Origin of the sequence: Rickettsia endosymbiont of Nabis limbatus, assembly GCF_965196655.1 — a bacterium.
Classification (GTDB): domain Bacteria; phylum Pseudomonadota; class Alphaproteobacteria; order Rickettsiales; family Rickettsiaceae; genus Rickettsia.
The window spans coordinates 898,814-923,272 of sequence record NZ_OZ239771.1; the positions used below are offsets into that span (position 1 = coordinate 898,814).

A 24,459-nucleotide genomic window follows, 5' to 3' on the forward strand; every position below is an offset into this window, starting at 1 on the left:
AATATCATTAACCGATTCTACTAAATGTGCACCTTGTCTAATAAGTTTATTTGTATAGCTTAATGCGATAAGGTAGTGACTTTTTTAAGAGCATAGTAAACCGCATCAAAAAAGTGCTCAAAATTAGAAACAGTTTTTCTTATTTCGTTCTTGATTTTAAACCAGTAATGCTCAATAGGATTTAAATCTTACTATTACCCACAAATTTTACCACTAACAATTGATAGCATCATTACGCTCTCTTGAAGGATTTCATATCCCCGCCATAAAGACATTGCTCCGGGCAACCCATCACTCTTTCTTGCCATAAAGCCTCCTAATTTACCAAGCAAAATAATAGCTTCTTTTATATTTGGAGGCTTGCCAGGAGTATTATTTGTTCTGTGCACGCGCATATAAAGCGTTTTCCATTCTTGGGTGGTAAGTATGCTATCGCAGCTCTCTTCAGGACAAGTTGAGGCTATTTTTGATAAATATAAAATTTTAAAAGCAATGAGGCTTTTTATGGCAATTAATTTTTGTAGCTTTGTTTCGGCAGATAAGCGAGAGGCTTCTATCTTGCATCCTGATTTCAGAACTCTAAAATATTCTTCTATTTTCCATCTTAGCTTATACCAAGTTATACGCTCAACAGCATCTTCAAAGCTACTCACGGGGATGTTGGTCAGTATAGTCCAATCGATTGCCTCTACTCCAACAGGGGCATTAATTTCTTTAGCGCTTACAACATAAACAGCTAATTTGTCACTGATTTTGTGATCAGTATTTTCAGGGCCATATAAAGATACAGACCTAATTGGTATGTGCCCATATGTGTATTTAATTTCAACATTTGCTTTTCTTGCTTTATGAAGTCCATTGCCTGGGATTTTCAGTCTAATCTCTTTCTTGGACTGTAGCTTACTTATTTTCGTTTGTATTTTTGTTTTACCATTTTCCGGGCAAATAAATTTCCTATCCTGTCTGTTGCGAATTACAAATTCTGCAGCTGATTCTTCAATTTTCCATAACAAATCAAAGATATCTGCTTCTCTATCTCCAACCGTAATAACTCTAGTATTTTCAGGAATATTGGCAATTGTTTCCTCAAACGCGTTAATCCATTTATAGCTTTCTTTATCTTTGATGTGAGTGATATACTTACGCCTTGCTTTTTCCTTCTGATCCTCTTCCCTTGCGATACGTGCCCAACATTGCTGAGAGGTAAGGCCTAAAGGCAGACCTCCTGGCGTCACTATAATAGTACTATGCATAATAAGACCCTGTTTGTGCTTTGTATAAGCTTTGGAGATACTGCCTAGCCCTTTTGTCTTAATATGAGTGTCATAATCCAGGTAAGTTGTATCCTGAATTGCAAACACTAAATTTTTGCCTTGGATTCTATTTTGTGTTTCCACATGATGCGAAGAATAGACTTCATCTATATCAAACTTATCATTGCTAAATAGTCTGTAAGCTCCCTTCGCATCTTTCCAGGATCTGCAACTTTGATTTATTGTGCCGGATGCTTTGCTATCAAGTAAGTTACTGGTTTTAATAAGCCGATTTATAAGTCTTTTATCTTTAAAGTCAACATGCCTGAGCTCATTCTCTAACCAACCAGTGCTTGATATATTTATCCCGTATGTTACTATATCTTGCATATCGCCTATCCTTCTTATTTAAAATGATCAGTGAATACTCTAGCAGCATTTTATAATTGTGGGTAATAGTAAGGATTTAAATCAGGAGAGTAAGTTGGTAAAAATAAAATACTGCAACCAAAAGATTCAATTAACGTTTTCACTTTTGTACTTTTATGAAAATTAATATTATCCATTACTACTATCTGACCAGGCTTTAACTCTTTGATCAATATCTCTTGTACATAAGTTTCAAAAATGTCCTTATTACATGTCCCATCAAATATTATTGGGGCAATAATATCTTTGGCAGACACCCCAGCAATCATACTAATCTGTGATTTATGTTGATAGACCCTTTCACCATAACATCTTTGACCGATAATGCTCCACCCGTGTTCTCTACAGCTATTATCTTCTATCCCAGATTCATCGATAAATACTAAATCTTGTTTGTCTATAGTTTTTAGTTTCAATATAAACTCATTCCTTAGACCAACATCTCTTTTGGGATGAAGAAAAGTTTTTTTTATAACTATAACCTAATTTATTAAGCAATCTTGATATCGTACTTGCAGATACTTTTTGACTCCAGTTGTTAGCTAGTTCCATGGTGGTTTTATCAAAATTTAATTCTATAAATTTTTTAAATCCCTCTATGTCTCTTATTATTCTACGATGTCCTGTATGATAACCACTTTTTGCTTTGATATCGCCGGTTTGTTTCTTTAATTTTTTCCATTCTATTATAGTCTTCCTACTAATAGAGTATATCTCAGAAGTCTCTTTTATTGTTTTACCATCTGTTAAACTTTTTATTACTCATATTCTTAAATCGTATGAATATGCCTTTGCCATAAGTTTTTCATTTAGTATAATCTAACTCATACTCTAAGTCACTATCTTATCGCATTAAGCTATACCTTGACATCTTTGATCTAAAGGAAAACCTGGAACGGCAAAAATTTCTCTATTTTGCTCAAGAGCAAATCTTGCTGTAATTAAAGAGCCAGATTTTAGGCTCGCTTCTATTACTACTGTAGCAAGAGCAAGACCAGATATTATTCTATTACGTTGCGGGAAATGCTTACCAAGTGGCGTAGATCCTACAGGTAATTCAGCTATTATAAACCCCTTTTCTGCCAAATTTTCAAATAATTTTTTGTTTTCTGGTGGATATATATGATCAATACCGCCAGCAATAACTCCAATAGTTTTAGAAGTTGCTGCTTGATGCACACTGCTATCTATTCCTCTTGCTAAGCCTGAAACAGTTACATACCCCTCTTCTGCTAACTCGGCAGCAATTTTATGAGAAAAGCTTCTCCCATTTGCTGAGGCGTTTCTAGCTCCAACTATCGCAATACATTTATGATGATTTAGTAAATCTATATTACCTTTATAGCTTAATACTGGCGGGGGATCATAAATTTCAAATAATAATCGTGAATATTCTAGAGATTTATATGTGATAAGTTTAGCATTATTTTTTTAAGCAGTTCTAATTCTTTCTCAGCATCACTTTTACTAAAAATCTTAATCGGCTTTGATTTTCCACCCCTTAGTGAAAAATCCCCAATATTTTCTATGCTAGTTGCTGCATCACCAAATAACTTTATTAAGCTATAGAAAGTTTTAGGTCCTACATTTTCACTTCTAATAAGCCGCAAAATATTAATTGTTTCAAGATCACACGATATTTTAGAAGTAGGAGCAGAAAATAGTTCTTTTAGCATTAGGTAAAGTACTTGATGAACGTCATTGCGAGCGACTAAAAGGAGCATGGCAATCTCAGGATGTTTTATGAGATTGTAACAAAGCTTCGCTCCTCGCAATGACGGGAATAATTACTATACTATAATTTCTCTGCATGTGAGCTTAAGTAATGTGCTATACCATCATGCGATGGCGTAATAGCTTCTTCACCTTTATGCCAACCTGCCGGGCAAACTTCACCATGTTTTTGATTATGAGCTAATGCATCAATTACTTTCAGCGTATAATTAATATCACGACCTATAGGCAAATCATTAACTAACATATGACGCACTACAAAATCTTCATCTATTAAAAAAGTACCACGTAATGAAATACCGCCATCATTAAGCACGTTATACATTGAAGAAATTTCTTTTTTAAGATCAGAAACCATTGGGAATTGAACCTGTCCAAGTCCACCTTTACTATGAGGAGTATTTTTCCAAGCTAAATGGCTAAAATGTGAATCAACACTAACTGACACTACTTTAGTATTTCTTTCAGTAAACTCACCAAGTTTATTATGAAATGCTATAATTTCCGATGGACATACAAAAGTAAAATCCAAAGGATAGAAGAACAATATAATTTTATGTCCTTTAGCATAACGACTAAGAGTAAATTCACCTTCTACATTATTATTAGGCATAATTGCTGTAGCTGTAAAATCTGGGGCAGGTTTGCCAACAAATACTTTCATATCTTCACAAACATTCTCATTTTTTAGCATATTCTTACCTTTTTAGTTAACAACCTGATTATGATATATAAAACTAATTATTATTACAACAATAAATCTTCACAAAATATTACTTACTTTCTTTCTTATCTGAAAAAGTTTTTAATTGATTAAATATACTTAGGGTTTGAGTGATAAAACTACTTGGCTCTGAAAGATTTGCAGGTAAAATCACTGTATTAGTATCTTTAGCTAAATTACCGAATGCGTTAATATACTGCTCGGCTATTTTAAGAGATACCGCCTCGCTACCGCCAGTTTTTTGCATTGCTGATGCTATAGTCTCAATACTTTTAGCTGTAGCGGTTGCAACTAGACCAATCGCCTCCGACTCACCTTTTGCTCTATTAACTTGATCAGTATAAGAAGCTTCTGAATTTAGAACAATCTGTGCTTTTTCTCCTTCCGCATGGTTAATCTTTGCTTGTCTATTACCCTCAGACTCTAAGATTTGTGCACGTTTTTGACGCTCTGCCGCTACTTGTAACTCCATAGCTTTAAGGATAGATTGCGGTGGCTGAATATCTTTGATCTCATAACGCATACATTGTATGCCCCAGTTTATCGCTGCTTGGTTAATGGCTGCAACAATAGCAACGTTTAAAGTTTCACGTTCTTCAAAAGTTCTATCTAACGGTAATTTACCAATTTCCGAACGCATAGTAGTTTGTGCAAGCTGAGTTATAGCGTAATACGGATTATTGACACCGTAAGAAGCTGCCATTGGATCAATGATTTTAACATATAAAACACCATCAATAGATAATGTTACGTTATCGTTTGAAATAGCAGTTTGTGCAGTAACATCTATTGCTTCTTCTTTTAAAGTATGTTTATAAGCTACTCTTTGAATTACTGGAATTAAGAGATTCAAACCAGGTTGCAACACCTTATCGAACTTCCCTAATTTCTCTACTACCCAAGCTTGTTGCTGAGGCACAACTTTAACCATTTGTATTATAACCAAGATAGCTATGATACTAAAAATTAATAATGCATATTCCATATTAACACCTTTTTTATTTTCGTTTTTATCTTATATTGAAATTTTGGAAATTACTAGAGATATTATTGTAGGTTGGGAGTTAGGTGTCATTGCGAGGAGGCGAAGCCGACGTTGCAATCTCAGGAGTCTAAATTTTATGAGATTGCCAAGCTCACTTTGTTCGCTCGCAATTACACAATCTAATAAGACCTATCTAAAATAAACCTAATAATAGAAAATAAATATTCTTTATAAATATTTTGAACTGGGATTTTGTTAAGAACGCTAATAGCTTCATTTTCTAAGCTATTCAGATGATTTATAATATCCTTACTAATTTTATGCTTTACCATCAAATCACATACTTTTACAAATTCTTCTTTAGTACGATTATCTGACTTTATCATATTTTTAAGATGGGCTTTATCGTCTTTCTCTAATTTGTCATATAAGAAGATTAACGGTAATGTAACTTTCCCTTCTAAAAAATCATCACCGATATTTTTCCCTACCTGCTTATCATTGCCAAGATAATCAAGCAGATCATCTATAACCTGAAATATAGTGCCAAGTAATCTTCCAAACTCTTCTATATCTTTAGAAATATCATCACTCTGATTTGCTATGATAGCTCCAACAGAACAAGAGGCACCAAATAATTCAGCAGTTTTAGACTTAACTATTTGCTGATATTCTTCTATATTTATAAGACGACGCTCGTTTAGCTTAACTAGCTGCACTACCTCACCTTCTGAAATTATTGCTGAAGCTTTTGCTAAAACATTCATGGCTTTAATAGAGTCAGAAGATACCATTAATTTAAATGATTGACTAAAAAGAAAATCACCGACTAAAATACTTGTTTTACTTCCCCAAATAACATTAGCAGTTGGCTTAAATCTTCGAAGCGTACTGTCATCTACTACATCGTCATGAAGTAGTGTTGCTGTATGAATAAATTCCACGGCACTAGCAAGCTTTATATGACTATCGCCATTATAATCAAACATTTTAGCAGTTATAATAGTTAATAGCGGACGAATTCGTTTGCCACCTGCTTCCAGTAAATATTTACCAACTTTCTCTATTAACTCTTCATCACTTTTTAAACAGCTAATAATCAAGTTATTTAACTGGGTTACTTCATCTTTTAAATCCTGCTGTATTTTTACTATAATATCCATTATTTTGTAATCTCTTGCCACATAGTTTCATTAATATCTTGAAACCCTGGTAGCATACATTTTTCTAGTATTTTTTGATGTTCTTTAAAATCCGGTATTAGTTCCATGATTTTTTCTTTTAAATTATCACCTGTTTTAACTTCTTTTACTGCTGCTTGGTATAAAGACAAATAATATAAAGGTAGAATTTTATTTATATCATCTATAGTACCTATTTTAGTTTTATTTAAATCTGATAAATCAAAATTATATTCAAAACTAACATCAGTTAAGTTAGAAGAATTTGGATGATCGGAAATAGTTTTAAAGAAAGATATAAAAGCATTTTTATAGATTTCTTTACTTTCTTCCGAAAGATTTTTATTTATATAAGAGCTTAGCACCTCCATTATTTTAGGATAATTATTGGCTATGATATCACCCTTACTATAAGAATCTTTAAATACACTTACTAATGTTTCGTTTGTTATATTAAATCCTGTTCTATTTGAATACAAACTTAGAGCATTTATTTGAGCTCTAGTTAACTTATTTAACTCAGTAAATAAACTAGCATTTAATTTAAAATCATATTCTCGGTTTTCCAAAATACTAAAATCAAACTCCTGATTACTATCTAAAACATAGCTTAGTTTAGAGTTTAAACTTTTATATGACTCATTATCTGAAAGTGTAAGCAAATAGTTTTGCCTGTCATAATATTTTCTTATGAAACTCAAGAAGCTTGTTATAGAGTCTTGCTTTAGCTTAAATTTTGAATCTATCAAAAGATTAACGTTATTATTACCTAAACCATCTAACTTACCTTTATACAGTAAATTAATATTATTTTCAAAACTATTACTATTTATTTGTGCATTAGTAATTTCAATTGTTAAATCTTTAGCAAAGTCTTTAAAATTTGGGTTACCCGCAGTAATTAAAAAATTAGCTGAAAATTTAAAGTTATTATGCCATGCTAATCTATATAATAACAGCCCTGCCGGAATTATTCTATCTTCAAGATCACTATGTATTATTTCTGTATCATAATTAATTTCTAATTTTTGTGGTATATTATCAAGAAAATCCTGTTTACTTGTATAGTATTTACTCTTATCAAATTCTAAATTAAATAGAGTATGATCTTCTTCATATAGCTTTTTATTATCTACCAAATCAAAAATTTCTGCTTTATTTAAAGTAAATTTAACATCTTCTATAAAATTTATTATTTCAAAAAAATCCTTTTTCTCTTTTACAATTTTAAATAATCCAAGACTTAAAGGCATTTTTGCGGATAATATACAATTATCATTATAAAATTTTACTCCAAAGCCTCTCTCAATTGGTTTAAATCTGCCAACTGCCTCTCCTGAAAAATCTACAAATATTTGCTGCTTTAATAAATCATAACCAATATTTATAGGTGAATTAAATTCGATTTTTCTATTAACGCTTTCTTCTTGCCAATTAATAATTGAAATACCAAATTTAAAAGGAAAACCATACGGCTTAGCTTTAGAAAATTTAACAAAATATTGCTGAGAATCATCGATATTAAGATAAGTATCAGAATATTTTTGATTTATAGAATTTGATAAGGAAAATAGGATTGCAAACCATAATATGCCATAAGTTAATACCGCAAGAATAGATACAAAAAATATTATTTTTAAAGTTTTTTTCATTTCTTTAAATTAAAGAAATATTTAATTTCATTCCTAGAGCAATCGCAGCACGATCAAGGGTATCAAGAGTAACATTAGGATTGTTAGGGTTTAGAAGTCTATTTACGGCTGATCTACTAGTTTCCATTTTTTCAGCCATTTCTGTTTTTGTTATATGTTTTTGTTCCATAATTTGCTTTATTTGTTCAGCAAGAATACGCTTATGGGCTACTGCTGTAACTTCTTCTAATATTCCTATTTCATTAAGAAAATTATCAAAATTAGAACCAATATACTTTTGATTAAGTTTATTCACAATTCTACCTCTTTTTTTCTTTTAAATGCTAAATCTAACTCTTTATTAGGAGTTTTTTGAGATTTTTTTATAATCCATGTAACAGAATCATTTCACTATCTACTATACAAAAAAATACTCTTCCTATTTTACCATCTGTTAAATTTGATCTTACTTCATACATTCCTTTACCTAAAGATTTACATAGGCATTCCAACTGGCCAAGAGTATTCTATAGTTTTAATATCTGTACCAATAGTTTTACAATCTTTAGGTTCTAACTCAAGCAACCACTCACGTACTGGTTCTTTTTCACTGATAGATCGATAAAATTTTACATTAAGAGTTTTTGATATATTAAACATTATATTAATGTACTATAATTGGTACAATTTGGCAATTAAAAGTTTTTTTATATAATAATTATTATTGTCATCCCGCGACTTGATCGCGGGATTCAGTTAAAAATACGCTAGTATTTTTTATTGTTTTTCTGGATCCCGTGGACAAGCCACGGGATGACATCGAAGCCCCCTCATAGGACGGCATTATTAATATTTTATTTACACAACTCAGTATATTCTTTATTCAACTTTACAACATCCCAAATCCATAAGCTAATCATAACTATAAAAATTACTAATAGATATATTATTATAGAGTCAAAAGTAGCAGTAGGAATAATTATAAATATTAAGGACTGAATAAATGCACCGAGTGATTTACCAAATTTTGTACCTATTACCTCCACGGCAGCTTTACCCTTAGTTCTAAGTTCAAGCGATAACGGAATATACGCCATTTCTTTTGTTGAATCAAAAAGCGAGTATTTAGATGATTTACTCAGGATATTTTGAATTGCTCCAACAATTATTGCTGCATATAAAAGGTTAAAATTACCAAAACATGATCCTATTTCTTCGATAAAGATTATGAAAATAAAAAACATTAATCCGGTTATAGATAACATAATAGGTGTTAATAATGCAGAAACAAACCAACCGAGCCTTCTAAGAATATTGCTTCCTATGATCATGAAAGTGACGCATGATACACCCATCAAAATATTAAATCTGCCCATAAAATGAACATAATCTATAGTATTTGGATATAGTTCTTTTACTTTTACTTTCCAAGGTCCTTCTACAATATTAATCAATAACCCGTAGCAGATTATTAATAATGCGATACGACCTATATATTTCGAGTTAATTACCAACTTAATACTTTCCAAAACTGAAAGTTTAGTTTTTGTTTTAGTCTTAACTTTCTTTGAATCTAAAACATTTATAGAATCAGTCAAAATAGATTTATTTATTATTCTAAATAGCAGCATAGAAATAACACCCGCTGCAACAATTATTGACATAATAGGTTGTAGCATCTCTGTTGTTTGAGAGGTTAAATTAACTGATGCATCAAAAGAATTAGGTAATAATTCAGGGTCAATTATTTTGTTACCTGAAAAAAATACTAAAACGCTACCTGCAAGTATTAGTCCCATATTACCAACCATCCCAAGGACTGGATAAAATCTTTTTGCTTTATTAGTATCAAAAATATGGTTAGCAAACTGCCAAAACATTAAGTTTATAACTACAGCACTCCATAACTCTGCAAAGATATACATAAGTCCATAGCTCCATTTACTGGCTATTTTAATAAACCATTTGAAGTTAGGGTAAGATGTTATTAAGTTATTTATTATTTCATTATTAGGGTGATAAGCTTCCTGATTTGGATAAATAATATATGCAAAAAATAAGAAAAATAATAAAAAGCTACCAACTATAATATAAAAAACATATTCAAAATTGAATTTATTACTGAGCTTAACGTAAAGTATTGTAAAGATCACACATGCGGGTAATACTAGCCATAATTTTAAAAAGCTAATAATCTCTGCCCCCATAGAGGGTACTACTAAGCTATCTTTTATAGAACGCAATGCTCCGAAATTGAAAAGGATACATAGCATCATTAATGCCATAGGTATGAAAAGCTTTAATTCCTTTCTTTCTATTGGCCAAATTATTTCCTTAACTTTCTCAAAAAAGGTTTTGGGCGGCAACATTTATATTGTAACCTTGCATAAAAATTAAATTAAATTCCATGAATCTTTTTAAATATTCATAGAATCTAGACTTTTAAATCTCTTACTCATTAAAGTCAATTAAAATCTTCATTACCCCAAGGAGTAAACTCTCTATATCGCCAATAATATTTTTTAATCTCTTGATACTTTTCTATAATATCTATAATATCTTTTGTCCATTTTATTTCATTATTATTCCATGGTTTTTTTTTACCAGCATAATGTATAATAAAATATGAAAAATAAGTATCTCTATCTATAAAGTAGGTATAAAAATTCCATCTCATAGATAATGGATATATGTAATCATGAAAAGCAATATTTAATAAGTCTTGATCAGGATAAGCAAAACTACATTTTGAATTATGTATTGCATCTAAAATCATATTCTTTGCTTGCTTTTCACGCATATTTTGTAGATTTAGAAATACTATACCACTATTTTTATAAAAATAATTTATTTTCCTATTACACTCTTCTTCTACTTTTAAAGTACAATAAGTAAGAGCTGTATCCATACAGCCAGCAACTATATAGTTTGACATATCTAACTTTTTGAAAGAATTTAAATCACGCAACACAATAATATCTGCATCAAGATATAATACAGAGTCTAAGTTTGGAAAGACTTCATCAAAATATAACCTATACATTACCAAAGGAGGCCACATATCTAAAAATTCTATTTTTTCATTAACTAAATTTAAGTCTAATACAATTTCAGGAAAAGGAATAAAATCTATAGAATAGTCCCTTATATGTTTCATAGAAGCTAATTTTTTCATTGATTCTTCTGTAAGCGAATCTTTTGGATTCATCACAATATGAAATTTATAAAAACTATCTAAATCACTATTTATTAAACTTGAAGCGATAACTGTCGCAGCGTGCCGAGCAAACTTATCATTAATAATCAATGCTATATCTAATACATTATCTTGTTTTATGCCAGTTAACTTAATTACATTTTGCATTTCCTCTATGGCAAGCTTATAATCAAGCTTTATATCCTGCTCATTAAGTGAGGGTCTACCAAGTAGGTGAATCATGCTAAGCCTATACAAACATCTTGCTGTAAGCTCAGCTATATTAAGAGAAATTAGACTTTTTAGAGCAGGAATTTCATCTTTTGTATAACCACTAAAATATTTTATTAAGTCAGAATCATTTTTTATATTCAAATGTTCTTTTACTTCTTTTTCATAACCTGAAATTATTAATTTTGCTAAATTAATCGCAGCATTTTTAGTATATAAAGTATCAAGCCCATAACTACCATTCTTAATTGCTTTATATTTCTCTACTAAAGTAGCATCCTCACCCGAATATAGCCGTAGCAAACAATCATAACCTTTTGCAACTTCTAAACGCACCTTTCCGTCTTCTATTTTGAAAGTACAAATTTTTTCTAATTTTACCTTATCTTTAAAGCTTAGCGGCTTATCTTCTAGCTTCTCAAGTGCTGAATCAAAACTGAATAGATCTTCACGCATAACACTATAAAACTTTTGATAGCTGTAGGTAGAGATATCCCTAATACAATAATTTTCTGAATGCATTTTATGATTACTCGTGAAAAATCCTATAACAACTATAAACATTATTAAAATTAGAAGAAGTAACAGAGGAATTTTAATGGTAGCAAAAATATTTTTTTTAGACCTTTTTTTGAACATTTAAATTTATAACTAATTAGTTTAAAAGAATTTATCAATTAATAATAAAACCCGCAATAATTATATTAGCAAAACTTACGCTATGTTTGGTTCTAAATATCGTAAAGATGGAGAACGAAGCTGTTGTTGCATATAGTCATCTAAAAGCCCTAACTTTATTTGGTAGACCGTTTTACCTATTTTATTTGCAGTTCTTTTGAGAAAAGCCCAAACTAGAAATGCACAACTAATGTGATTACGTTGGATACGCTGTTTTCTGCATTGGCAACGTTCTATACCAGTCAGTTGCTTAATTTTTCTATGCATGCTCTCAATTACCCATCGCAAGCCAAACTCATCTTGTGCAGCTTTAGAAGATTTTTGAGTTTTGTTATTGGTAACAACATAATCAACTCTGTTGGTAGAAACAGTAAATTTAAACAAATTAACATGCTTATTTTTGGCAAATCCTTTTATATGAATCTCCATTCCATTCTTAATTTCTTCATCTGAAAACGTCAACTTGCTAACAGCTTTATAAGGCTCGTAATCACACGTTTTACTAACATTTCTATTGGCTTTAATAGGGGCATAATAATATTTGCCCAAGGAGTCAACATGTTGCATAATTTTGTGTGTAGCATACCATGTGTCAAAAAGTACAGTTTGAAAAGGAATCTTTTTACTATAAACAGCATTATTGAACATCTTTAGTAGGTGATCTAGTTTCGTCGCTCCATCATGATCAGGTGAAAAAATGCGATAATCTATTACCCAAAACTTATCAATATCGGGGTTATAATATACAAGACTCACTACTCCTATACCGGTAGTAACTCCACCTGTAGCTCCACTATACTGCGATCTAGCAACCTCTATTTTCTTTGTGTTCCTTTTGTTTAACACCGTATCATCAAATATTGTATATCCGTTAGATGAAAAGATAACATCATTCTTAATGTGTTCCCATAACAAAGAAGGAGTATATTTTTCATTTTCTAAAAATCTATTAATAACATCATGGCTACATTTCTTGGCATGTTCAGCGTAGTAGGTTAAACTATAATTCTTTTGGCTAATTGTTAAAAATTGACAGTAATCTGTTCTATTAATTGGTATTGCTTGCAATCTGTTCCTCTTTGACATGTTTAATTATTCTTACAATAATTTATCACTCTTCCACTCATAGCGTAAGTTTTGCCAGTAATAAACAATGCCTACGCGGGAATGACATTAAGGGTGTTTTTCGATCCATGCGGGCAATACCCCACAGCTGTCGAAAGTAGAAGAGAAGAAATAAGTATGTAAAAAAGTATTAGGAAGAGGTAAACAGGTAACTAAAAAATTAAAAAGGTTACCCTGAATGGAAATAAAAGAAATAATGAACTTAATTAGTGATAAGAGGCTGATAGAAGTAGGGGAAAAATATACCGTAGATAAAGCCAATCATAAAATAACGGGAGCATTTATTTTAAAAAGTTTTGTTAGGTCATCACTACTTGGTAGACCGATTAGCTTAAGGACATTAGAGGAAATAGTACCGGCAACTTTAGAGTTAAGTAGTCTTCTTAAAACAAAAAAGGTTGGTAAAAATAAAATAGACCATAGTTCTATTGGTAAAAGATTAAAAACAATAAAGACAGAATATTTCAAAGCAATTTATGATGAACTAGTAGAAAAGTATAATAGCCATTTTAATAAGATAGAAAGAAAACAATTACACATATTTGATTCAACAACTATTAATCTTTCCGGCAGAGTAATTAAAGATGGATTAAAAATAGGAGGAAAAAAGAATGATAGTCAAGTAAAGCTTAGTGTAGGTTTAGAGGGACAAATACCATCTAATATAACGCGAGTTTCGTATTCAAAAAGTCGCTGTATAGCTGATAAACAGTGGGTTACGGGGATATTGATAATACTGTTTTTGTTATAAAGTGAGTACAAAATACAAATTGCTAATTAAAATATGGTATTTATAGTATAAGAAAAAAGTTTATAGGTTATTGAAAAAACTTTAAGAGCAATAACCTATGATAATGGATTTTACAGAAATATTTTGTTACGTCGATGATTTTTTTCAAGAATTAGACAAGCATACAAATTCAATTACTAACCATAACAACAAATCTGGTCCTAAAAGTCGACTTAACAGAAGTGAGGTAATAACAATTATAATAGGCTACTGGCAGTCATCTTATGATTGTTTTAAGAATTATTATCTGAAGCAAATATGGATTTATCATCAAAGAGATTTTCAATTAGTAAGCTATAGTCAATTTATAAAAATAATAGGTCCACATTTACCACTATTAGTACTGATATTCAATTCTATTTTGGATCAGTGTGATGGCCTTTCTTTTGTAGATTCAAGTAGTATAGAGGTATGTAAGAGATACCGTATTTCAATGAATAAAGTGTTCGCCGGCATAGCAGCACGCAGTAAGACAACAAAAGGTTGGTTCTATGGACTTAAACTACATCTAATAATTAATATAGCCGGTGGTATAGTTAAAGCATCTTTTAGCCCTGGCAATAAGGATGATAGAAAACAGCTGGAACTGATGATCAAAAATCTTTTTGGTAAAGTATTCGGAGATCGTGGTTATATTTCACAACAATTATTTCAACAACTTTTAGAGCAAGGAATTTTTATGGTAACTAGGGTAAAGAAAAATATGAAAAATAAACTTATGTCTATGTTGGATAAAATATTATTGCTTAAAAGAGCATTAATAGAATCTGTGTTTAGTAAAATTAAACTATTGGGGAAGTTTGAGCATTCAAGGCATAGATCAGTTACAAATGCCTTTGTGCATATGGTTGCAGCACTGATAAATTATCAAATGTCTGATAATAAACCTTCTATTACATCTCTCTTGATATGCTAAATCCTATGCTATATTAATTCGAAACTCGCGTTAATATAAGATTTTGCAATGATAAATCTGAAGCAAGTGATGATGTAGCATTAGTTAAAGCTATAAATGAATCTAAGCTAGATAAGGAAGATATATTAATATTTGATAGGGGAATTTGTAAAACAACTACCTATGAAGATTTCAGTAACAAAGAAATAAAATTTGTTACTAGAGTACAAACTAACAGACGCTATAGAGTTATTAAAAAGTTAGAGATCAAGCAGAATCAAAACAATCATAGTAACTTACAAATACAAAGTGATGAGATTATTAATTTATACAGTGCTAACAAAATAATCAAATGTAATTTAAGATTAATAAAAACCATTGATTATAAGAACAAAGAAATATGGTTTTTAGCAAATTTATCGGATAGTTCTGCTGAAGAGATAGCAGAGATATATAAGAAAAGATGGGATATAGAAGTATTTTTTAAATTCATAAAACAGCATTTACAGTTTAAACATTTTATCAGTCATTCTCAAAATGGCATGATAGTATATTTATATAGCATATTAATAGCTGCAATTCTATTTACCATATTTAAAAATATAAATAAATTAAAGGGTTTTAAGATTCCATTATTACGATTTTGCTTATTACTAGAGAAGGAAATAATTCGTGATATTGTAATATTGTCTGGGGGCAATATTGATCTTATAAAGTTTAGATTATAACTATATCTACTTTCGACAGCTGTGGGCAATACCCCCCTTGCAATGACGATAACAAAAACTTACTCCAACACCTCCCCTATTTGCTCTATTGGCTCTAAGCCGTACAGTGATATCATGCGTTCAAGTACTCTTCCGGCAGTAGGTGCAGCAGTCCAACCAGCTGTTGCAAAGCCAAATGTTTCTTTAGTCGGTTTTGGCTCATCAATCATAATATAGATAACATATTCAGGCTTTGAGGCTGGTAGTAATCCCAAAAATGAAGTAGTACGGCTATTTTTAAGATATTTCTTTTTACCAGCATTGCTTGATAATTTTTCAGCAGTACCGGTTTTTCCACCAATCAAATATCCTTTTACCTCTGCCCTTTTACCTGTCCCATCTTTTACCACAGTTCTAAATAACTGCCTCATTTGCTTTGAAGTATTTTCGCTAAATACTCTTGTCCCTTCAACCTTTTCATCATTTCTTTTTAACAAAGTAAGATCATATAAAATACCACCATTTACAACAGGTAGCATTGCCCTGACAAAATGTAAAGGACTAATTGAAATGCCATAACCATAAGACATAGTAGCACTAGTTAGTTCGTTCCATCTTTTTTCTGAAGGGAAAAGAGGAGTACCACGTTCCGGTAATTCTATTTGCACTTGATCTAGCAAACCTAATTTCTTTAAATATTTCCTAAAATTATTTTTACCTATTTCAAGCATAATCTGACTTACACCAATATTTGAAGAATACAGAAAAATATCCGGTACACTATGCCACCCTTGCTTTGGAGTATAATCCTTAATCTGAAAACCGCCGACTTTCATATAGCTTATATCATAAGCATCATTCATATTTATCGCACCAGTATCAAAACCGACCGCCATAGTCAAAGACTTAAACACCGAACCTATTTCATAAATTCCAAGGCTTGCCATATTAAAAAGCTGCTGAGGCTTTGCAATGCTTGGATAATGAGGATCAAAATCCGGCTTACTAACTAACGCTAGAATCTCACCATTATTAGGATTTGCAATAATACCCACCGCTCCTATAGCACTAAATTGCTTTAAAGTCTTGTCGATTTCTTCGCTTAAGATACTTTGCAACCTAATATCAATCGATAATTTAAGTGGCTCTTTCTGTTTTCCTGGCTTGTTTAAATCAAGATCGGAATTAGTTAAATATTTATCATAAGCAAGTTCGAGTCCACTAAGCCCCCCCATATCCCTACCAACATAACCCACGATATGAGATGATAAATTAGAAAATGTATAAATACGCTTTTGTTCTTCTTCAAAATCAAAACCCAGCAAACCAAGACTCATTATTCTCTCTTGCTGACTAGGCAATAAATCTCTTTTAACCCATACAAAACTTTTATTGGATTTAAGATCAGCAAGTAGCTTAGCCTTGTAGATATCAGGCAGAATGTCAGCTATTTTTTTTACGGAAGTTTCGGGATCAATTACCATTTGCGGATTGGCGAATAATGACGCAGATGGTAAGTTTACAGCAAGCAAATTATCGTTACGATCGACTATTTCTTTTCTAAACTGGCTATTCTTTTTTAGAGCGTGGAGATTTTTATCATAAACATTAGTAGCAACTATTACGAGCCTGTAAGATAAAGTACAGAAAAGAAAAGAAAAAGCACCAATAACTATAAATAATCGGATTCTTGTATTTTTACTACAAACATTCCAGAATATTAAACTCTTAATATCAGGTTTCCACTTTTCTAAAATCTGTTTCATATTAATTTGTTTTGTTTCAAGCAGATTAATGTCATTCCCGCGTAGGCGGGAATCCAGCATAAAGTGAGATAAATCAAACTTTTAGTATTAAAAACTTACTGTATTTAAGATTTTTTCTGGATTCCCGCCTACGCGGGAATGACATATGACACTTACTTCTCTCTACTTGAAACTGTCTGTATATATTTATTATTTGTAATTTTTTTATGTCTCCACTTACTATTGCTTTTAAAAATATTAATATCATGATCAAATTTAATATTTGAGGCAGTAATCGGTGATAACGGATCTCTTACCATTTGACAAGGTTTTACCGTTTGTAATTGTAAATAAGCAGTTGCAAGATTTTTTAACCTTGCTGGCGAGATGAGATAAGCTTTTTCTGCTTTCAAAATATGAATATTATTATTTTCGCTATTTATTTGTTTTAAAACACTACTTAATTGGTAATCAAGAGTTGAGACTCGTTCCTTAATAGTAAACAAGCTGCAAACTACTACAATTATCACTGGCAATACTAAATAATGAAATTTCTTAATACTCATAATTATATTTTCTTTGCTGCTCTTAGCTTTGCTGATCTTGCCCTTACATTTAAAGATATCTCTTTATCTGATGGTATTTCTGCTTTATTAGTAATAATTTTAAGCCATTTATCTGGGTTCAATATAACATCCTCTTTAGCATATTTTGACCTTGCTACCGGCTTTTCTGAATTTTCTTTAAAAAAATTCTTAACTATTCTGTCTTCTAACGAATGAAACGAAACAACAACTAAACGACCATCTTTTTTTAGTATATTTTTTACATTCGCTAAGAACTGCTCAAGCTCTCCAAGTTCGTTATTTATGTAAATCCTGATGGCTTGAAAAGACTTAGTTGCAGGATCAATTTTACCTTTTCTAAAACCTATACAGCTACGCACTATATCAGCTAATTTTCCAGTACTATCAATTCTTGTTGTTTTTCTTGCTTCTACAATTTTCTTAGCAATTCTTCTAGAAAAAGTCTCATCGCCATATTTATAAATTATATCTGCAATCTCTTTCTCTTCTGCGGTATTTATAAATTCTTCAGCACTAAGCCCCTGCCCGCTCATACGCATATCTAAAGGTCCTTCATGTAAAAACGAAAATCCACGATCTGGCATATCAAGTTGCATAGAAGAAACGCCTAAATCAAGCACTATGCCATCAAATTTTTTTGATTCAAGCTTTGCAAAACAATTACCAAAATTTGTTTCTACAAAATCAAATCTATCTTTATAATTATGTTTTATCTCTTCTGCTTTCTTAATGACATTTGGGTCACGATCCAAAGCTGTAACATAACAGTCACAATTTTCTAATATTGCTTTACTATATCCACCCGCTCCAAACGTACAATCTAAATAGGATTCACCAGCTTTTGGTGCTAAAAACCTTAGCATCTCGTTTAACATTACGGGTATATGAGGCTGTTGCATCAATTCGTATTCCTTAAAGTTAAACGTTTCTCATGAGCAAGTTTTTGAGCAGAAGCTAAATAATCTTTGAAATTCTGTGGTTGCCAAATCTCAAAAATTACTCCTTTACCTACAAAACATACTTGTTCTTCAATCCCCGCATGCTGCATTAAAGATGCAGGCAATATCACTCTACCCTCTCCATCAAATGAAAGCTGTACAGCTTCACCAAATATTATAGTTTCAAAAGCGTCTCGCTCTTCAGAGTACGGATCAAGCGACTCAATCATCTGTCTTAGCTTCTCAATATGCGAGATACCACAAGCTTCTATACAATTATTTCTGATAGATGGATAAGCAATTATCCCATTAAATGCTTCTTTCCCTAATACCGCTCGGTAATTTGCCGGCACTGATACCCTACCCTTTTTATCAATATTATTATTGATAAATTTCGATAAAAATATATTCATTGGTATTATTTGGGTTATCTTGGGATTTAATGGTAAATTATAGGATATTATTGGAATTAACCTAAGTCAAGGGATTTTAATTAATTGACTTGAAATATAAAATAAATTAAATAAAAATAATTAAGAAATATTAATAGTTTTTAAAGTGAGAATATAATCAAAACTTACGCTATGAGTGGAAGAGTGATAAATTATTGTAAGAATAATTAAACATGTCAAAGAGGAACAGATTGCAAGCAATACCAATTAATAGAACAGATTACTGTCAATTTTTAACAATTAGCCAAAAGAATTATAGTTTAACCTACTACGCTGAACATGCCAAGAAATGTAGCCATGATGTTATTAATAGATTTTTAGAAAATGAAAAATATACTCCTTCTTTGTTATGGGAACACATTAAGAATGATGTTATCTTTTCATCTAACGGATATACAATATTTGATGATACGGTGTTAAACAAAAGGAACACAAAGAAAATAGAGGTTGCTAGATCGCAGTATAGTGGAGCTACAGGTGGAGTTACTACCGGTATAGGAGTAGTGAGTCTTGTATATTATAACCCCGATATTGATAAGTTTTGGGTAATAGATTATCGCATTTTTTCACCTGATCATGATGGAGCGACGAAACTAGATCACCTACTAAAGATGTTCAATAATGCTGTTTATAGTAAAAAGATTCCTTTTCAAACTGTACTTTTTGACACATGGTATGCTACACACAAAATTATGCAACATGTTGACTCCTTGGGCAAATATTATTATGCCCCTATTAAAGCCAATAGAAATGTTAGTAAAACGTGTGATTACGAGCCTTATAAAGCTGTTAGCAAGTTGACGTTTTCAGATGAAGAAATTAAGAATGGAATGGAGATTCATATAAAAGGATTTGCCAAAAATAAGCATGTTAATTTGTTTAAATTTACTGTTTCTACCAACAGAGTTGATTATGTTGTTACCAATAACAAAACTCAAAAATCTTCTAAAGCTGCACAAGATGAGTTTGGCTTGCGATGGGTAATTGAGAGCATGCATAGAAAAATTAAGCAACTGACTGGTATAGAACGTTGCCAATGCAGAAAACAGCGTATCCAACGTAATCACATTAGTTGTGCATTTCTAGTTTGGGCTTTTCTCAAAAGAACTGCAAATAAAATAGGTAAAACGGTCTACCAAATAAAGTTAGGGCTTTTAGATGACTATATGCAACAACAGCTTCGTTCTCCATCTTTACGATATTTAGAACCAAACATAGCGTAAGTTTTGTAATTAAAAAAACAATTTTTATTTTCTTGAAATTTTAGGTTATTTAATATATTAGCTTTTGGTTAATAATTAGTTATAGGCATTTTATGTTTGGCGATTCTTTATTTACTGAAAACTATGAAAATAATGATGATAAAATTATTGATCTTAACAAGATTTAAACTTTAACCGATCCTATAAAACCAAATATTTTATCATCAGATTTAGAAGATAAACTTGCAGAGTTAGGTTTAGTTGGCGAAACTATAGTGTCATTGTCAAATAAAAAGGGACCAGTAAATTGCACGAAAAAGGGACCACTATATGTAAAAATTTTTATGTCAAATGACCTCCAAATTTATAGTTATTAATACGATAACTTTTACCTGTGATGTTTAGTATATGTGCATGATGTACTACTCGATCAATAATTGCATGAGTTAATAACTCATCAGCAAATATTTCATTCCATCTTTCAAAATCCTTGTTTGTGGTAATAATGGTAGATTTATTTTCATATCGTTTAGCAATAATATTAAAAAAATCATCTACTGAATGTTTTGGTAATTGCTTAAAACCTAACTCATCAAGAATTAATAAGTCAAATGATAAGAGTAATTTAACTTTTTTGTGATAGCTATTATCTGCTCTTGCAATATGTAAATTATAAAGCATATCCGATACCGTAGTAAAATATACAGAGTATTCTCGTGTTAAAGCTTTTAATGCTAATCCAATAGCAAGATGAGTTTTGCCAGTTCCAGAATTACCTATGAATATGACATTGCCCTTAGTATTAATATAATCACAAGTAGATAAATCACTTATTACTTTGGCATCAATACTTGGTTGGAACTGAAAATCAAAGTCTTCTAAATTTTTAGTGACTGGTAATTTAGCAGCACTTTTACGACGACGGTAATTATTATCCTTACGGTGAGATTTTTCATCTTCACATAATAGTGAGAGAAATTCTTTAAATCCTAGTTTATTATTTTGAGCATAAATAATCCTTTCATTTAAGCTATTGACTATACCTGATAATCTAAAACTACGTAGGTCATTAAGCAAGTTCTGCATTCTGACCTCCAAACTCTGGCAATGGTAAGTTTACTGCATTACTATTTAAGATATTTTTAATTTTAGAGTAAGAACTTATACCGTAATGTAATGCTCTATGACAAGCTTTATCTATTAACTCATCATTGTAAACCTTACGTAAAGAAATAATACCTCTAGCACAACGTTGCCAATCATTTACTCGTGTTTGTTGTAATAACTCTAATAATAAACTGCAATTATTTCCTATCTGCTGCATTTGTTGTTGATAATGTTCACTATATTCTATAAAACCTGGGCATAGACGTTTATATTTGGCATAATGAGACGGATTAGTGGTAAATATTCCTTTGCCATCTGTTCTAACGTGCCTTGCTATTAAATCATTTTGGATAGAAAATATTTGAACAAGTTTTGGTGATAATTGTACCAGTACCTCACTGTATATATATTTTGCCGGTACGGAATAATAATTATTATCTATGGTGATATGACAATCTTTTGCTACTTTTCGATTATGCCACGATGACAAATCAAACGTTTCTAATGGTAAAGGCATTAAATTATTACTTTCTTCTTGCTCAAATAGTTCCTGAGGAATTTTTTTAGTAGTACCATGTATTCGGTTATTTGCTTTATTTAACCAGTTAGCAAGATCATGTGTTAATTCTTCATATCTATGAAATTTACGTCCAGCAAAAAAATTATTTTTGACATACTTTATTCCTGATTCTACTTTGCCTTTTTCTTGAGGTTGATATACACGACAAGGAGAAAGTAAAATTCCATAATGATCAGCTAAACGTTTGTATTCCTTCTGATATACGGGCTCATAGAAATTGCTATCTACCACTCCAGCTTTAAGATTATCAAGTTTTATTACTTTTGGACTGCCAGCAAAATAATTAAATGCATTGATATGACATTGTATCCATGTTTGACAACTTTGATCAAACACTACTTCATAATAATCAAGGCGACTATAACTTAAACGCATATTAAATACATATGCTTTAACTCTACGCCCCTTAGAATTATACTGTAAGCCTATGTCACCAAAATCTACTTGTGCTTCCTCTCCTGCTAAAGTATGAAAACGAATGCAACTGTTATTTTGTATCTTATATTTTTTGATATAACGGGTTAGCGAACCATAACTTTTTGTATAACCTTGAATTTTTAACTCTTCAAAAATTCTTATGTAACTTAGATTCTTTTCTAATAACTCAATTATTTGTTCGTGCCAAGAATCCAGTGCTGAAGATCGTTCATAGGGTGCAGGAGATTCTGTACCAGACTCTACATAACGGTTTACTATTTTTCTTACTGTTTTACGGTCTATTCTCGTTAGTTTGGCAATATTTCTTTGACTATTGCCTTGCTTATAAAGGGTGATAATTGTTGTGTACATATTTATTCTTATCATTGTATCACTAGATATTTATTTTAATTAATTATCTAGTGAATATTGCACATTATAACCTTATTAGGTTACACCAAATTCTCTGGTCCCTTTTTCGTGCAATTTACTGGTCCCTTTTACTTTAGCAATGACAACTATAGTAATTTAAATTAAAAATTTGGGTGTTGAAAAAATAAAGTATTTGCTTGCTGATCGGGAATTTATGAATAAAGAATGGTTAAATTTTCTGATAAATAATCACATAAAATTTGCTATTCCCTTAAAAAGAGATAACAAAATTCGCCTTGAAAAAAGTTTAAAAACTCTAAGCATTGTAAAAATATTTAATGATCTTAAAGCTTTAGAATATAAGGTTTGTAGCGGTGTATTGTGGGATAAAAAAGTTAATTTTGCTGCATATAAAAACGATAAAAGTGAACTAATGGTGTTGGTATCATCCATTGAGATTGAAGTTGATATTTTCGCTTTATATAACGCGAGTTTCGAATTAATATAGCATAGGATTTAGCATATCAAGAGAGATGTAATAGAAGGTTTATTATCAGACATTTGATAATTTATCAGTGCTGCAACCATATGCACAAAGGCATTTGTAACTGATCTATGCCTTGAATGCTCAAACTTCCCCAATAGTTTAATTTTACTAAACACAGATTCTATTAATGCTCTTTTAAGCAATAATATTTTATCCAACATAGACATAAGTTTATTTTTCATATTTTTCTTTACCCTAGTTACCATAAAAATTCCTTGCTCTAAAAGTTGTTGAAATAATTGTTGTGAAATATAACCACGATCTCCGAATACTTTACCAAAAAGATTTTTGATCATCAGTTCCAGCTGTTTTCTATCATCCTTATTGCCAGGGCTAAAAGATGCTTTAACTATACCACCGGCTCTATTAATTATTAGATGTAGTTTAAGTCCATAGAACCAACCTTTTGTTGTCTTACTGCGTGCTGCTATGCCGGCGAACACTTTATTCATTGAAATACGGTATCTCTTACATACCTCTATACTACTTGAATCTACAAAAGAAAGGCCATCACACTGATCCAAAATAGAATTGAATATCAGTACTAATAGTGGTAAATGTGGACCTATTATTTTTATAAATTGACTATAGCTTACTAATTGAAAATCTCTTTGATGATAAATCCATATTTGCTTCAGATAATAATTCTTAAAACAATCATAAGATGACTGCCAGTAGCCTATTATAATTGTTATTACCTCACTTCTGTTAAGTCGACTTTTAGGACCAGATTTGTTGTTATGGTTAGTAATTGAATTTGTATGCTTGTCTAATTCTTGAAAAAAATCATCGACGTAACAAAATATTTCTGTAAAATCCATTATCATAGGTTATTGCTCTTAAAGTTTTTTCAATAACCTATAAACTTTTTTCTTATACTATAAATACCATATTTTAATTAGCAATTTGTATTTTGTACTCACTTTATAACAAAAACAGTATTATCAATATCC

The 24,459-nt window shown here is 30.9% G+C and carries 26 protein-coding genes; 5 read left to right on the forward strand and 21 right to left on the reverse strand.

All coding sequences use genetic code 11. The features are described from left to right. Positions 1-194: 194 nt before the first annotated feature. The 14 genes from ACOAL3_RS05150 to ACOAL3_RS05215 all read right to left on the reverse strand — a co-directional run bounded on the left by ACOAL3_RS05150 (position 195) and on the right by ACOAL3_RS05215 (position 13,110). Positions 195-1,643, reverse strand: coding sequence for an IS4 family transposase (locus tag ACOAL3_RS05150; protein WP_419234585.1), 1,449 nt, complete (start codon positions 1,641-1,643; stop codon positions 195-197). Between the two features lie 50 nt (positions 1,644-1,693). Beyond that, a complete protein-coding gene (locus ACOAL3_RS05155) occupies positions 1,694-2,098 on the reverse strand; it encodes an IS630 family transposase (protein WP_419234586.1) in 405 nt (134 codons plus the stop codon). A gap of 7 nt (positions 2,099-2,105) precedes the next feature. Next, a complete protein-coding gene (locus ACOAL3_RS05160) occupies positions 2,106-2,441 on the reverse strand; it encodes a helix-turn-helix domain-containing protein (protein ID WP_419235606.1) in 336 nt (111 codons plus the stop codon). A 93-nt stretch (positions 2,442-2,534) separates the two neighbouring features. Then, positions 2,535-3,095, reverse strand: a complete 561-nt coding sequence (dprA, locus tag ACOAL3_RS05165) for a DNA-processing protein DprA (protein ID WP_419235608.1) — start codon at positions 3,093-3,095, stop codon at positions 2,535-2,537. After that, positions 3,077-3,358 (reverse strand): DNA processing protein DprA, encoded by a 282-nt coding sequence (locus tag ACOAL3_RS05170; RefSeq protein ID WP_419235557.1) that lies wholly within the window; start codon positions 3,356-3,358, stop codon positions 3,077-3,079. Before ACOAL3_RS05170 ends, dprA begins: the two co-directional genes overlap by 19 nt. A 119-nt stretch (positions 3,359-3,477) precedes the next feature. After that, positions 3,478-4,080, reverse strand: coding sequence for a peroxiredoxin (locus tag ACOAL3_RS05175; RefSeq protein ID WP_395477643.1), 603 nt, complete (start codon positions 4,078-4,080; stop codon positions 3,478-3,480). A gap of 109 nt (positions 4,081-4,189) precedes the next feature. Beyond that, positions 4,190-5,125, reverse strand: a complete 936-nt coding sequence (locus tag ACOAL3_RS05180; RefSeq protein ID WP_419235558.1) for an SPFH domain-containing protein — start codon at positions 5,123-5,125, stop codon at positions 4,190-4,192. 179 nt (positions 5,126-5,304) lie between these two features. Next, positions 5,305-6,288 (reverse strand): polyprenyl synthetase family protein, encoded by a 984-nt coding sequence (locus ACOAL3_RS05185; protein WP_419235559.1) that lies wholly within the window; start codon positions 6,286-6,288, stop codon positions 5,305-5,307. After that, the gene (locus ACOAL3_RS05190; RefSeq protein ID WP_419235560.1) at positions 6,288-7,958 is read right to left on the reverse strand and encodes a hypothetical protein; all 1,671 of its coding nucleotides are present in this window, start codon (positions 7,956-7,958) and stop codon (positions 6,288-6,290) included. Before ACOAL3_RS05190 ends, ACOAL3_RS05185 begins: the two co-directional genes overlap by 1 nt. A 4-nt stretch (positions 7,959-7,962) precedes the next feature. After that, positions 7,963-8,253: a helix-turn-helix domain-containing protein gene (locus ACOAL3_RS05195; protein WP_012151945.1), complete on the reverse strand. Its 291-nt coding sequence runs from the start codon at positions 8,251-8,253 to the stop codon at positions 7,963-7,965. A 179-nt stretch (positions 8,254-8,432) separates the two neighbouring features. Next, complete coding sequence (locus ACOAL3_RS05200; RefSeq protein ID WP_419235561.1) at positions 8,433-8,597, reverse strand: hypothetical protein; 165 nt, start codon at positions 8,595-8,597, stop codon at positions 8,433-8,435. A gap of 194 nt (positions 8,598-8,791) precedes the next feature. After that, entirely contained in the window at positions 8,792-10,306 is a 1,515-nt protein-coding gene (gene tlc3, locus ACOAL3_RS05205; RefSeq protein WP_419235562.1) for a nucleotide exchange transporter Tlc3, read from the reverse strand. Positions 10,307-10,401: 95 nt separating this feature from the next. After that, on the reverse strand, positions 10,402-12,003 hold the full coding sequence (locus ACOAL3_RS05210) for a glycosyltransferase family 8 protein (protein ID WP_419235563.1): 1,602 nt from the start codon (positions 12,001-12,003) through the stop codon (positions 10,402-10,404). A 75-nt stretch (positions 12,004-12,078) separates the two neighbouring features. Next, a complete protein-coding gene (locus tag ACOAL3_RS05215) occupies positions 12,079-13,110 on the reverse strand; it encodes an IS701 family transposase (protein WP_473198140.1) in 1,032 nt (343 codons plus the stop codon). A 253-nt stretch (positions 13,111-13,363) separates the two neighbouring features. On the opposite strand from ACOAL3_RS05215, the gene ACOAL3_RS05220 reads away from it, so the two are divergent. The 3 genes from ACOAL3_RS05220 to ACOAL3_RS05230 all read left to right on the forward strand — a co-directional run bounded on the left by ACOAL3_RS05220 (position 13,364) and on the right by ACOAL3_RS05230 (position 15,580). After that, complete coding sequence (locus ACOAL3_RS05220) at positions 13,364-13,918, forward strand: hypothetical protein (RefSeq protein ID WP_419235564.1); 555 nt, start codon at positions 13,364-13,366, stop codon at positions 13,916-13,918. 97 nt (positions 13,919-14,015) lie between these two features. Beyond that, positions 14,016-14,873, forward strand: a complete 858-nt coding sequence (locus ACOAL3_RS05225; protein WP_419234560.1) for an IS982 family transposase — start codon at positions 14,016-14,018, stop codon at positions 14,871-14,873. Between the two features lie 128 nt (positions 14,874-15,001). Beyond that, a complete protein-coding gene (locus ACOAL3_RS05230; RefSeq protein WP_419235609.1) occupies positions 15,002-15,580 on the forward strand; it encodes a transposase in 579 nt (192 codons plus the stop codon). A 59-nt stretch (positions 15,581-15,639) separates the two neighbouring features. On the opposite strand, the gene ACOAL3_RS05235 is transcribed toward ACOAL3_RS05230, so the two are convergent. The 4 genes from ACOAL3_RS05235 to mraZ all read right to left on the reverse strand — a co-directional run bounded on the left by ACOAL3_RS05235 (position 15,640) and on the right by mraZ (position 19,242). Further along, entirely contained in the window at positions 15,640-17,325 is a 1,686-nt protein-coding gene (locus ACOAL3_RS05235; protein ID WP_419235565.1) for a peptidoglycan D,D-transpeptidase FtsI family protein, read from the reverse strand. A gap of 152 nt (positions 17,326-17,477) precedes the next feature. Continuing rightward, positions 17,478-17,870: a cell division protein FtsL gene (gene ftsL / locus ACOAL3_RS05240; protein WP_395476393.1), complete on the reverse strand. Its 393-nt coding sequence runs from the start codon at positions 17,868-17,870 to the stop codon at positions 17,478-17,480. Between the two features lie 2 nt (positions 17,871-17,872). After that, positions 17,873-18,790, reverse strand: a complete 918-nt coding sequence (gene rsmH / locus ACOAL3_RS05245) for a 16S rRNA (cytosine(1402)-N(4))-methyltransferase RsmH (protein WP_419235610.1) — start codon at positions 18,788-18,790, stop codon at positions 17,873-17,875. Continuing rightward, positions 18,790-19,242 carry a division/cell wall cluster transcriptional repressor MraZ gene (gene mraZ, locus ACOAL3_RS05250; RefSeq protein WP_395476394.1) on the reverse strand — a complete coding sequence of 151 codons (453 nt, stop codon included), beginning with the start codon at positions 19,240-19,242 and terminating at the stop codon, positions 18,790-18,792. The genes rsmH and mraZ overlap by 1 nt, the downstream gene beginning before the upstream one ends. Positions 19,243-19,472: 230 nt before the next feature. On the opposite strand from mraZ, the gene ACOAL3_RS05255 reads away from it, so the two are divergent. Then, positions 19,473-20,504: an IS701 family transposase gene (locus ACOAL3_RS05255; RefSeq protein WP_473198140.1), complete on the forward strand. Its 1,032-nt coding sequence runs from the start codon at positions 19,473-19,475 to the stop codon at positions 20,502-20,504. Positions 20,505-20,825: 321 nt separating this feature from the next. Here ACOAL3_RS05255 and istB read toward each other — a convergent pair whose 3' ends face one another. Together istB and istA are read right to left on the reverse strand one after the other, a co-directional pair. Continuing rightward, positions 20,826-21,569: an IS21-like element helper ATPase IstB gene (gene istB / locus ACOAL3_RS05260; RefSeq protein WP_419234522.1), complete on the reverse strand. Its 744-nt coding sequence runs from the start codon at positions 21,567-21,569 to the stop codon at positions 20,826-20,828. Next, positions 21,553-22,959 (reverse strand): IS21 family transposase, encoded by a 1,407-nt coding sequence (gene istA / locus ACOAL3_RS05265; protein WP_419234561.1) that lies wholly within the window; start codon positions 22,957-22,959, stop codon positions 21,553-21,555. Before istA ends, istB begins: the two co-directional genes overlap by 17 nt. Before the next feature lie 169 nt (positions 22,960-23,128). Between istA and ACOAL3_RS05270 the strand changes: the two genes are divergently transcribed. Then, the gene (locus ACOAL3_RS05270) at positions 23,129-23,467 is read left to right on the forward strand and encodes a hypothetical protein (protein ID WP_419235566.1); all 339 of its coding nucleotides are present in this window, start codon (positions 23,129-23,131) and stop codon (positions 23,465-23,467) included. A gap of 8 nt (positions 23,468-23,475) precedes the next feature. On the opposite strand, the gene ACOAL3_RS05275 is transcribed toward ACOAL3_RS05270, so the two are convergent. Next, positions 23,476-24,333: an IS982 family transposase gene (locus ACOAL3_RS05275; RefSeq protein WP_419234519.1), complete on the reverse strand. Its 858-nt coding sequence runs from the start codon at positions 24,331-24,333 to the stop codon at positions 23,476-23,478. Positions 24,334-24,459 lie beyond the last annotated feature (126 nt).